The organism is Lactivibrio alcoholicus (genome assembly GCF_055390895.1).
This window is the reverse complement of the sequence record NZ_AP042471.1, coordinates 3,274,927-3,286,621: the sequence shown is the minus strand read 5'-3', so window position 1 is coordinate 3,286,621 and position 11,695 is coordinate 3,274,927. Positions and strand designations below refer to the sequence as shown.

Below are 11,695 nucleotides of genomic sequence, written 5' to 3'. Positions count from 1 at the left end.
CTACTTTCCGGGTTTGAGTTCGAGTCGTTTTCCCGACCACACGATCTTCACGCCGTTCGCGGACACCGAGACAACGCGTCCCTTCGCCCCTCCGAAGCGGTGGCCCGCGCGAACCACGATGCCTGTCCCTTCCCCTTCGATGTCCATTATCGCAGTGGACTCGCCATTTACCGTCATCAGGGCCTTCACGAACATGATCGGCGGAATCACTTCGGGAGGCGGCATCTTTGCCTGATCCTTGAGGAGAACGTTGACCGAGTCAGTTTTTTTCCGCGCCTGCATGAACGGTTCGTTCGTCTCGTCGAGAATCCGTCCCGAAATGAGCGTGCTCGTCTTCCGCGCCTCGACGGACGCCCTGAACTGCGCGATCATGGCGTCAAGGCGGCTTTGGTCCTGCGCCGGCGCGTTCCCCGACGGCGGGATCGGAAGGTTTCTCGGGCGGGACATTTCGACGAGCTGCTTGAAGACGTAACCCGACCAGACGGCTCCTGCGAAAAAGAGCGTGGTGACGACGAGCCTGAGCCAGCGGAATCCCCCTTCTCCGTTCGCGAGATTCTTCCAGAACTCACGGATTACGACGCCCCATCCGGCTTTCTCATCCATACGCGACCATTCCTCACTTTCCGAGGACAGATTCCAAAATGACGTTCCCCTTGATTGCGAGGTCCTCTCCGCCCTGCATCGTCACCGAGGAAACGCGAACGGCGACCTTCAGACTCCGCCAGTCCGAGAGCGTCGGAACGAAGGAGAGGTATGGTCCCTCATAACTGATCTCGACGGCGCTGCGTCCGTTTGCGGCCTTCACCGGACGGATGATGTTGCTCTTCAAGCCGTTCTTCTCCATTTCTTTCTGTACGAGCGAATAAAAGTCGACTTCATTCGCGGGGATACCCAGCTGATACGTTTCAAGTTCGGCAAGGGCTTTTTTGAAAACCGAAATCTGCTGCGTCTGTTCCATTGCCGTCCGCTCGAGAACGGTCCGCTGAACCGTCAGACTCTCGATCGAACGGCGCAACTCCATGATCGTCTTTCCGAAACTGTACTCGCCGTAAACGAGCGCGCCTCCAAGAAGAAACAACAGGAGCAAGAGAAACGAGGATTTCGACTTCGACGTCATTTTTTCTCTCCGGTCTTACCGATAGTGTCGATCGTGCCGACACCGCAGGAAAGGGAAAAATCGACGACCGCGGCGCCATTCAGCGTCGTTCGCCTCGTCACGGGGAAATCGACGTTCGGAACGATGCCGGTATCGATCAGGCCACGCGCGAAAACGACGATATCGTTTTCGTTGTACGCGAACCCCTTCATCTCGGCCTTTCCTTCTCTCTGAGTCACCGACGACAACCAGACGCCCTTCGGGAGGGCCTTCTCGACGGCTTCGAGGAACTCGAGGGTCGGCAGCTCCTCCCGCAAGAGCGCAAGGGCGTTTCCGTACATCTTCTCCTGCTCGGAAAGACGCTGGATCTCGTTCGAAAGACGACGATTCTGCGCGGTCAGAATCGCGATGTCGTCGTTCAGGCGCGTCACCTGCGTCTGCAGGGAACGGCTCGTCATATATCCGTATACGAACGTCGTTCCGGAGACGACGATGAACGACAGGAATACAACCGTCACGATGATAAGGCCGATGTTGACGCCGTTTTTTTTCTGTTCGACAAGTTCGCGCGGCCGGAGATCGATTCTTACCTTCATTGGACATCCCTCAGCGCAAGTCCGAGCGCTCCGCCCCAGACCGGGGCGTTTTCAGGCTTCCCAGAGATCCCCCAGGCCTCCCAGGGATCGACGGCGACCGCGGGAATTCCCGCCGCGGAGGACAGCGCCGATCGCAGGATCTCGAAGTCGTGCGTCCATCCCGAGACCGCGATCGTGCCGCACGCGGTCTCGCGATACTGGTTCCGTGCGAACATGACGGTATTCGTCACTTCGCGGACCAACGGCAGAAGCGCCTCTTCGGGGTTCTCCTGAAGAGACTCTGGGATGTCGACCTGGGCGGTTCTGTAAAGTATCCCGTTGTCCTTGAACCCGAGAACGATGTTCGTCACTTCCCTGTCGGGGAAAACAGAGACGAAATTCCCCTGCATCGCCGGGACGGGCCCGGCGAGCGCCCGAAACAGTGCGACATTGACGGGCTCGATCGCGGCCACTTCGATCCCGACTTCCTGACAGATCCGAAGAAGCGTTTCTATCGGCTTCATTTTGCAGGTCACGACGAGAATGGACATCTGTCCGGACTGTTGCGCCGCCGCCGGGGGCAGATCGACGGAAGAAACGTCGACGGCCGCATCTGCGTACGGGAACGGAAAATACTTCTCGAAGTCCCATCTGAGGGCCTCCCGCGCATCGTTCATCGGCATTTCAGGCAAGTCGACGAGACGGATCATCACATCTCTCGACGGAACGCCGAGGACGACGGGACCTCCCGCCGAACCTCCCGCGTTGTACAGCAGCGACTTGAGACCGTCCTGCAACGCCTTGAGGTCCGCGAGCGAGTCTCGCCTGATGGCGCCGGTCGCGGAAAACGACGCGCTCTTCTTCACCTTGAGGGAAGAAGACGTCCCCTCGAGTTCGACAAAGCGCAACGCATCGGTCTGGAGAGCAAGCCCGGCATAGTTCTTCTTCTTCCGGAACAAACCTCGCGCCATCACATCACCAGCTTCCCGGAGGCTAAAGAGTTACGGCGAAAACCCGTATGGCTATACCCGAGACGTCGAATGCCATTCCGATTTCTTTTCCGCCGAACTTCACGGAGAAAGTATTGGGAGAAACCGAATTGCCATTCACATCTTTAAACTGTGTTTTCTCGCTGTTCCAGAGCTTTGTGATCCGTTCGGCTTCTCTTTGCACCGTAAGGGATGGAGGATTGATCGTAAGCGTTATCAATTTTCCGTATAAAACATTCTCAGGCATGGCAACTGCGCTGCATGCAGTTGCCATACAGTTGAGAATAACGCATGTGAGATAAAAAGAAAAGATTTTCCTGGTTTTCATCGGAAGATCTCCCTCCAGTATTGGACCTTTTGCTTGTCAGGAAGAACGCTTCCCGTCGAGCCGCCGGATCCGATCCCTTCGGGAAGGTCGAAAACAAGAACCCCTCCCCGTTTAAGTGAATTCTTCAGAATTCCTCCTTCGACAGTGGACGGGTCGAAACCGGGATTGAGCTCCTTGATCCCGAGGAAAAGCTTTCCTCGGGAAGACGTCAACCCGGATATCTTGATGCCGGACAATTCAACATATCTCTTGACCGTCGTCTTGTCCCAGAGCCCCTTGGATGTCGCGGCATCGACAACATACAACCGGGACGTTCCTCCAACCTGGCACTGGTCATCCACATCCTCGATCGTCGGTATGAACGTCGCGATCAGAAGCGCGCCGTTGATGAGCAACGGCGGTGTCGAGGCGTATTCCGCCTCCTTCTTGCTCGCCGCGTTTCTCTGTTGCAGGGGCATATACCACCCGGCCCGTTTTCCCTGCGAGACGGAGGTCGCATCTCCCAGAAACGAGGAATCGCTCGTCGGAGCGACAGCGTAAAGATCTTCCTTTGTCAGCGACACGTCGTCACTTATTTTCGAGTTAAAGCCGAAGATATACTGTCGATCATTGGAGATAACCTTGAAGTCCGGCCCCCTGACGTCGGCCGTGCCGCCGAAGACCCACATGTCTCCGCCAAAGAACCCCAGTTCGAGCGCATGAGGAATCACGATCGGTTTCGTAAAGGAAAGGACGGCCGTATCGGATTTCAGGGTGAAAATGTTCCGCATGGTCCACGTCGAAGCGGAACCGGTCGCGAGATTGATCCGGAAGATATGCCCCCTGTGGTCGGAGGTATACGCCTCTTCCAGCGGCCCTCCGGGAGTCGCGACATATGCGGAAATCGGCGCGAGAGCCATGCCGAGCTTATCGGGGTCACCCGTCAGCGATCCGACGACATTGTTCGCCACAAATTCCCGAACGATAGCCGCGTTCTCTATCGAAGACACATATATGGCCTTCCCAACGTCGGCGACGTCGCGCGACGCAAGGTTCTGGTTCATTCCGGCGCCGACGATCAGAACCCATGAGTCCGACGGACTATTCCGGACATATCCGACTGCGGGAACGCTCATCGTCATCCCGAGGCGACGGTAATCAAAGCCGGAAAGCGGCGAGGCGTGGGGGGTGACATAAACGTCGGCGGCCACCGCGTCCGTCGTGCTTTTCGGCACCCATCGATATACCAGTTTCTCGCCATACGACATCTGATTCTCGATGCCCCACATAAACTGCGGGAGCGAAGGTTTCGTCACGTTCATCGCATAGATGCCGCAACCGCCATATCCCAGCGAACCGACAAGAACCGTCCCGTATCCCGGGTTCCCCGGATTGTGGGGGTCGTTCAGAAGCGAAACGTCTTCGGCGACGAGAGATCCGTCGAGGAGATACACGGGAAACGTCGTCGCGCTCATGGAAAGCTTCGGCGTAAGGTTCGACGGAGAAACGCCGTCATCGAACGGAAAACGGAGTCGCGCCAGACGGTTGAAATGAACGACATTCGGAGGAAGGAATCCCCATTTCTCAACGCCGCTCGAAAAATCGAACGCGTGAAGGATTCCGCCGTTTGACTGGATATAGACGACAGGATCGCGCCCGGAATTGTCGGTTTTGAACTTTTGGTATTCCTGTGCGGAATACTGCGCCGCGGGGTCCTTTACGACCGTGACGCCCGAGTGCTCCATGTCAAGCAACGGGTTCGTTCGCTGGACGTACGTCTTCGTCGATACATTATAGTCTTCACCCCTGAGCCATCGGATGAAAAGATCCGCCTGGCTGTTGTCGCAATCGCTCCAGATCTCGTTCGAAAGAGGCGGTTTCGGGTTTCCTGTCTCGGTCGAGACGTTCAGAACACAACAATTGCAGTTCAAGGCGAACTTCGGGGCGGCCTTCGTTCCCGCGGGGTCCCAGTCGACGGTCAGGAGGTTCCGTTTTGAAGCCGATGGCATCTTTTTCCCGGCTTCCCAAACATCTGTATAGATATTCGTCTCGATGTTGAGCGTCGCCTTCGAAAAGGTTCCGCTCCAGTTCCCATTCTTGTCGATCGTAAATGTCGAGTTGAAGACGATCCCGTCGGTCTCGGGGGTTTTCGGGGGAAGAACCACCGGAGCGGCGCCCGCATAGTTCGAAGCGCCGATCGACGTGAAGACGCTCTTCAGCGCACTCACGAGCCCCGGAACATCGTTCGCGAAATACGGCCTGACGTTCGGATTCCGGTCTCCGTTCGCGAGCGGCTGCCCTTCCTGAGCCATATTCGTGAGCGTCGTCCTGAGCTTGACGACTTGCGGATCCGTGCTGTCCGGATCGACGAACCCGACGACCATCGTACGGACTCCGTCGTCCATCGAGAGAATTTTCCCGTTCACATCGAGAAGGGTCTTCGTACTCCGGTAGAGGTTCCTGACGCTGTCTTCGGCCTTTGCGCCGCCCGTGCTGTCGTCGCCCGCGGTGAAAACGACAAGCCAGTTCTTCTGGCACGATCCCTTGACGACTCTGTCGTAAAAGAAATTCCGGACGCACCCGACCGCCTGTTTTGCGCCGAGGAGGATACGCTGGGAAAACGTCACCGAAACGTTTATCGCTCCTTTTTGGTAGCGCGTCGTCCCGCCGCCCGTCGACAACGCGTCCTCCGATGGCGGAAAGTAGATCGAATCGGCGAGCGGGGTCTTTCCGTCGGCGATGAGTTCGTCGTTGATAATCTTGCTGTAGGTCGCGGACCCTGACTCGGTTTGTTCGACTCCATCCATATATTTCAAGAGAGACGCTATGTGATCCGTAGAATGCTCCGAAATCGGAACTCTGAGGAAAGCTCGTCCGATTCGCCTCTTGATCAGTGCCGACGTGTCTTTATACAGATCGAGATAGACTCCCCATCGAACATTCTGGGCATCCCTGTAACAATAATACGTTCCTCCGGAACAGCATGTCGCCCAATCCGGTCCCCTGTGATCGTCGAAAAAATCCTTCCTGTAGAAATCGGCCCAGATTCCGGCCATATTATCCGTATGCTCCTGATATCCCGTCGCAAGGCCGATATTCATGCCCTTGACAAGGTCGATTTCATTCAGAATCCGCCACAGGACGAGCTTCGACATGTACAGCCGGCTGTCGTTGGGAACGAGGTCATTCGTAGTCGGGTTTATTTTCGGCGTCTGCCAGTACCGCGAGTCCTTGAACACGAGCTTGTATCTGTAGCTCGGGTCGGGGTAGTAATAGCAATCAGCGCTTTCCGGATCGTTGTTCGACGCGTCGAGATCCCGGCCGTAGCGATATTGGGTCGTTCCGAACGGAACTGTCCACGGCAGAGCCCCGGATCCCCATGTGCATTGCGCCATTTTCGCGTAAATCGAGGACATGTCCGCGCTGTCGGTATCGCAGTTCGGTATTTTCCCCCTCGGGGTCCAGAGCATCGGAGATCCCGTATCGACGAGCAAAAGCACGTTCGGCGGATACCCTTTCGCGATCGTATCGTCGGGCGTAAAAAGTTTTTTGATGAATGGACGGAACGGTTTCTCGCCGTTGAACATTGCGGCGTCGGCATTTCCGTTCCCGATCGCCAGAAGAAGAGATGCTGCCGCAATGCTCACCAGCACCGATCTGATCGAGAAATGTCTCATACATCTCCCCTCCATTCCAGAGAAATAAACAATTACGGCAACGTGTTCTGAAGATCCGGGTCGATAATGACCGCCTCATCCAGAATACGCTGCCTTCCGGCGCCGCTGTCATAGACGCTTCGGACGAGATACAATCCATATCCGGTGGTCACTCCCGACGATTCGGATGTTCCCTTTCCGTATTGTTGTCCGTAATAGCTTCCCTGATATACGGCGCTGTTGCCTCCCGCAGTCACGGAAGCGCCGGACAGAACGAGTCTCGGGGGAAAGCCGTTCAGCGCCGTTCCGGATACCGTGACTTTGCTTGCATCATAGTTCAGATCGTAGACGTAAACGGTAAGCGATCCGGCCGGAATTTTCGTCAGCTGAATCTTGTCGGCGGAGTCGATATCGCCGCTGATCGTTCCGATGGACGGAAGCGATCCGTTCGTCTTGAGATGATTGTAAATCCACGCCTTTCCGATTTCGGTACCTCTTACGGTTTCGTTATATTCGACGCTCCGCGTCACGAACATCTGCGTCGTCGAATGGAGGTTCTCCGCCATATATAACGACATCCCCACAAGGACCGTGCCCACGAGCATGACCAGAAGAACGACCGCGAGCGTCATTCCCCTGCGGGGGATCATTCGCACTTTATGAGAAGGTGACGAAAAAACGGTTCCATGAGTCAGCATCCCGCACCCACCTATGGTTTCGCCGTATTTCGAAGCCGCCAGGCCGCCGAGGCGATCGCGAGGCGGTAATGCCTGTCGTCACTCGAAATCGCGTCCGCGCTCGACGGCCATCCGTCGAGAGACTGGACTACTTCTGAGGCATAGCGTTTATTCCCCTGCGCGAGAACGAACACCACCAGCACGCCGGTAAACGGATCAAAAGAAAAGTGAAGCTTCCGGATGCCTTCGATGCGCTTTTGCGTTCCGGATCCCGAAGTGACATCCTCCGTAGCAAAATAGGAACCGCCAGAGTCGGTCACAACGCAAGCCCGCAACGCCCGGACATACAGCAGTTCGTCATACGCTGCAATAAAACCGGCCGTGGTATTCGTCGATGGGCGCCTGACCTTCGGCACCGCTGGCGTTCCTCCGGAAACGTACAGCGGATAGCCGAGGGTCGGGAATGTGATCCACGAGTCAAGACGTATGATGGACGGCGCAGCCGTCTCAAACAGCGTGTCCACATCAGGTGAAAGATCAAGACTGAAGACCGACGAATCACTGACCGAAAGCTGTTCCGTCTGGACGACCCCGGACGGCATCGCGTACACGATCCGGATCTCAGGGCCTTCGAGCGCGTTGTCCGGAGAGATGAATACGGGGTGTCTCCAATCCTTGACGACCGGGCCTCCCGTCGAATCGGTGAACGCCTTCTGATAGACCGAGTCTGCCTTTGTCGCGTAATCGGCAAACGTCACGACATTGTCGGGACTCTCCGGGATGCCGAGGCTCGCGTGAAGGATCGGACGTTCGAGAATGGCGAGGACGCCCTCCGCGCGCTGTCGGGCGGTTACGTAGTCGCTCGTCTGCTCGAAACTGCCGATGTACGTATAAAGAAGCGACGCGGCCGCTCCTCCGATGATTCCCACAATGACGACCGATATGAGAATCTCGACGAGCGTGAAGCCGTTTTCGCGGGAAGAATGACCCTGCCCTGCATTACCGCGCCCTGGGAGCCGCAAACGTGCTCACCTCCCGCGTGAAGACCCGCTGCTTCTGCCCGACGACGCCCGGCCACGTCACGGTCATCGTAATCGTCTGTTTTTGGGCGATGCGCGCCGAAACATCCCAACTCAGGACCATTCCTTCGATCGTCGAATTCCCGGACGTGATGTTCGTCGAAAGGTCGGAGCTGGAGGTGTGCGCCTCCAGCTCCTCGAACTTCCGCGTCGCGACGAGGCTGGCCCGCTCGTGTTCCGCGCTCGACACAATGAGTTTCGTCGTCGCCACCGGAACGAGCGCGATGGCGAGCAGCGCGATTCCCAGAATGAGCATCGAAAGCACGGTTTCGACGAGCGAGAAGCCTCTGTCCATTCAGGTCGTCCTAACGGGCGCGCATCCAGACCCAATCTGTTTGTGTCGTTTTGTAGCTTGTAGTTTTCGCAATATTATCATCTGCTCCCGAGTAAAGTCCATCTGAGTCGGCCATATCAGCAAGTTTTATCTTTGCTCCAGCCAAATCATTGCTGACGAATGCGCCAACATACCAAATCCTCTCATCACCAGAAGCAACGCCTCGTAAGTTACGATTTGTGTCGGATACACTTCTATCCATATATTTTTGTAATTTTAATACATCGTTTGCACCTGCGGAAAGAGCCGTATTCGGATTATCCGCATAGTACATCAGCGCCGCTGCTTTCAAAGAGCGAAGGTCGGACACGATCTTCGTCGCTTCTGCCTTGTCGGTTCCGCTGCCCGCCACCAGAAGCATCGCACCCGCCAGGATGCCGATGATGATGATGACGATCAGAAGTTCCACAAGCGTGAAGCCGCGCGCCTTGCGCATCGTTGCGATTTTCTTCATGAGAGTTCTCCTCCTTGTGAGTTGTATGTCATGGCGCTCCGATCGCGCCATTCCGAAAATCGTTCGTCGTTCCCGTCCGTTTGTCTGTGATTCTTCCCTTCCCCCCTTCGACCGAAGATGGATTTCTATCTACATGAGCGTCTGTATCGCCGTCACGATGGGCGTGAAGATCGCGAGCGCCACGAATGCGACCATTCCGCCGACGATCATGATCAGCACCGGCTCCAATACCGCCGTCAGCCGCTTGATTTTTTCGTCGAGTTCGAGTTCGAACCAGTCGGCCACCTTGTTGAGCATCTCCTCGAGCTGCCCCGTCTCCTCGCCGATCCGCATCATATGCGCAATCATCGCCGGGAAGATCTTCAGTTCCTTCGCTGTATCGCCAAGCCCCTTTCCTCTCTTGGCCGCGTCGCGGAGCGTGACGTAGCCCTGGGCGATGACGTAGTTGTCCGATACTTCCGCGGTCATGTCGAGCGACTTCAGGATCGGCACCCCCGACTGCACGAGGGACGCCAGCGTCCGGTTCGATCGGGCCATGACCGTCCGGTAGAGGATATCGCCCGTTATCGGGACCTTGAGCTTGAACGCGTCGAACGCCGGGCGCGTCGAAGGGGACTTCTGCAAAAGGATCGTCACCAGGACGATCAGGAGAACCGCCAGGAGCGGCAGATACCAGTAATTCGCGATAAACATGCCGAAGTCGAACATGAATACGGTGAGTTTGGGCAATGGGACGTTGAGTCCTTTGAAAACCTTTGCGAATTTCGGAATGACGACGGTTACGAGGATATAGAGAATGAAGAACGAAAAAAGGATCACGACGGACGGGTACGAAACGGCCGAAACGATCTTCCGGCGCAGCGCGTCCTGCCTCTCGAGGAACGAGGCGAGCCGGTCGAGGCTGTCGTCGAGAACGCCGCCCTCTTCTCCCGCCTGGACTATGGCGACCATGAGCGTGCTGAATTCCTTGCGGCTCCGCATCGCCGCGCTCATCGAAAAGCCCGAATCGATGGACGCCTTCACCTTTCTGATCGCGTCGGCGAGACGCGCGTTCTTCGTCTGTTCGACGAGGATCTCGAGAGCGTTGCCGAGCGTGATGCCCGCCTTGACCATCGTCGCGAGCTGCCGGAAGAACACGACCTTGTCGCGCAGGGAGATGCTCGATATCTTCCTGAGGTCGTCGAGAAATCCGCCGGAGGAAGACGAGGACTCCGTTTTCCTCGTCTCGACGGAGATCGGGAACATGCCGCGACCGCGCAGAACGCCGACGATCTGCGTCTGGCTCTCTCCGCTCAGGAATCCCTCAACGATTTTGCCGTCCGAAGCACGCGCACGATAGCGAAAGTCCATTTTCTACACTCCCCGAGACCGTCAAACATTTTTGACACTTGCCCGTTTGAAAAATTATACCAAATGTCGTGTCAACGTAAAGCCTTGATATCATCTTTATCGGTGCTCGAAGAGAATTCTTTGCAGGTCTTTCGAATCATACGCATACGACATCGCGACATCCATCGACAATACCCCGCGGTTCACGAGCGAAGCGAGGCACTGCTCCATCGTCTGCATCCCGATTTCGCCGCCCGTCTGGATCAGCGTTTTGATCTGGTTCGTCTTTCCCTCCTTGACGCAGTTGCGGACCGCGGGGTTCGCGAGCAGGAGTTCCGTGGCGACCACCCGGCCTCCTCCCGATCTCGGGATCAGCTGCTGCGAGCATATTCCGACAAGGATGGTCGCGAGCTGAATGCGGATCTGCCCCTGCTGGTGGGGAGGGAATACGTCGACGATCCGGTCGATGGATTGCGCGGCGTCCTGCGTATGCAGCGTCGCGAGGACGAGATGTCCCGTTTCGGCCGCAGTGATCGCCGCGGAGACGGTTTCGAGATCTCTCATTTCGCCGATCATGATGACGTCAGGATCTTCGCGAAGCACCCGTTTGAGCGCTTCGGCGAATGAGTGCGTGTCGCTCCCGACCTCGCGCTGGTGGACGACGCACTTTTCCGACGAGAAGAGGTATTCGACGGGGTCTTCGATCGTGACGATGTGATCGTGCCGGGTGGCGTTGATTTCGCGGACGACCGCGGCGAGAGTGGAGCTCTTGCCGTGTCCGGTCGGTCCCGTGACGAGAAAGAGTCCGCGTTTCCTTTTCGCGATGTCGCGCAGAATAGGCGGCAATTCGAGCTGATCGATGGTCCGGACGGCAGTCGGAATCAATCGCAGCGCGAGCGCGACGTTTCCGGACTCATGGAAGAAATTGCCCCTGAATCGGGCCGTTTCGCCGCCCGTTCCGCGGTATGTGAAGCTGAAGTCGTATTCCTTTTTCTGGCGGAACGCTTCGCGTTGTTCGGCGTTCAGCAGTTTCTGAAGAATTTCCTCCATGTCGGATGCCGTCAGGAGCTCGTGCTTTTGCGCATAGCGAAGTTCTCCGTCCACGCGAAAGGCCGGGGGAATTCCGACGCTCATGTGCAGATCGCTGGCGTTCCGGTGAACGACATCGCCCAAAAGAGCCTGTATGTCTGCCATGATAC

General features: G+C 56.7%; 12 protein-coding genes. All 12 read right to left on the bottom strand.

Annotated features, from left to right (window positions below):
• The 12 genes from ACZ5IU_RS15175 to ACZ5IU_RS15120 all read right to left on the bottom strand — a co-directional run bounded on the left by ACZ5IU_RS15175 (position 1) and on the right by ACZ5IU_RS15120 (position 11,690).
• Positions 1-603: a hypothetical protein gene (locus ACZ5IU_RS15175; protein ID WP_464418803.1), complete on the bottom strand. Its 603-nt coding sequence runs from the start codon at positions 601-603 to the stop codon at positions 1-3.
• A 13-nt stretch (positions 604-616) separates the two neighbouring features.
• Positions 617-1,117, bottom strand: a complete 501-nt coding sequence (locus ACZ5IU_RS15170) for a hypothetical protein (RefSeq protein WP_464418801.1) — start codon at positions 1,115-1,117, stop codon at positions 617-619.
• Positions 1,114-1,692, bottom strand: a complete 579-nt coding sequence (locus ACZ5IU_RS15165) for a PilN domain-containing protein (RefSeq protein ID WP_464418799.1) — start codon at positions 1,690-1,692, stop codon at positions 1,114-1,116. Before ACZ5IU_RS15165 ends, ACZ5IU_RS15170 begins: the two co-directional genes overlap by 4 nt.
• Complete coding sequence (gene pilM, locus ACZ5IU_RS15160; protein WP_464418797.1) at positions 1,689-2,642, bottom strand: type IV pilus biogenesis protein PilM; 954 nt, start codon at positions 2,640-2,642, stop codon at positions 1,689-1,691. The genes ACZ5IU_RS15165 and pilM overlap by 4 nt, the downstream gene beginning before the upstream one ends.
• Positions 2,643-2,664: 22 nt before the next feature.
• Complete coding sequence (locus ACZ5IU_RS15155; protein ID WP_464418795.1) at positions 2,665-2,988, bottom strand: hypothetical protein; 324 nt, start codon at positions 2,986-2,988, stop codon at positions 2,665-2,667.
• The gene (locus ACZ5IU_RS15150; protein WP_464418793.1) at positions 2,985-6,644 is read right to left on the bottom strand and encodes a pilus assembly protein; all 3,660 of its coding nucleotides are present in this window, start codon (positions 6,642-6,644) and stop codon (positions 2,985-2,987) included. Before ACZ5IU_RS15150 ends, ACZ5IU_RS15155 begins: the two co-directional genes overlap by 4 nt.
• Before the next feature lie 32 nt (positions 6,645-6,676).
• Entirely contained in the window at positions 6,677-7,321 is a 645-nt protein-coding gene (locus tag ACZ5IU_RS15145; protein ID WP_464418791.1) for a hypothetical protein, read from the bottom strand.
• 11 nt (positions 7,322-7,332) lie between these two features.
• A complete protein-coding gene (locus tag ACZ5IU_RS15140; protein ID WP_464418789.1) occupies positions 7,333-8,322 on the bottom strand; it encodes a PulJ/GspJ family protein in 990 nt (329 codons plus the stop codon).
• Positions 8,300-8,674 (bottom strand): type IV pilus modification PilV family protein, encoded by a 375-nt coding sequence (locus ACZ5IU_RS15135; protein WP_464418787.1) that lies wholly within the window; start codon positions 8,672-8,674, stop codon positions 8,300-8,302. The genes ACZ5IU_RS15140 and ACZ5IU_RS15135 overlap by 23 nt, the downstream gene beginning before the upstream one ends.
• Before the next feature lie 10 nt (positions 8,675-8,684).
• Positions 8,685-9,167 carry a prepilin-type N-terminal cleavage/methylation domain-containing protein gene (locus tag ACZ5IU_RS15130; RefSeq protein ID WP_464418785.1) on the bottom strand — a complete coding sequence of 161 codons (483 nt, stop codon included), beginning with the start codon at positions 9,165-9,167 and terminating at the stop codon, positions 8,685-8,687.
• A 129-nt stretch (positions 9,168-9,296) separates the two neighbouring features.
• Complete coding sequence (locus tag ACZ5IU_RS15125; protein WP_464418783.1) at positions 9,297-10,517, bottom strand: type II secretion system F family protein; 1,221 nt, start codon at positions 10,515-10,517, stop codon at positions 9,297-9,299.
• A 96-nt stretch (positions 10,518-10,613) separates the two neighbouring features.
• Complete coding sequence (locus ACZ5IU_RS15120; RefSeq protein WP_464418781.1) at positions 10,614-11,690, bottom strand: type IV pilus twitching motility protein PilT; 1,077 nt, start codon at positions 11,688-11,690, stop codon at positions 10,614-10,616.
• Positions 11,691-11,695 lie beyond the last annotated feature (5 nt).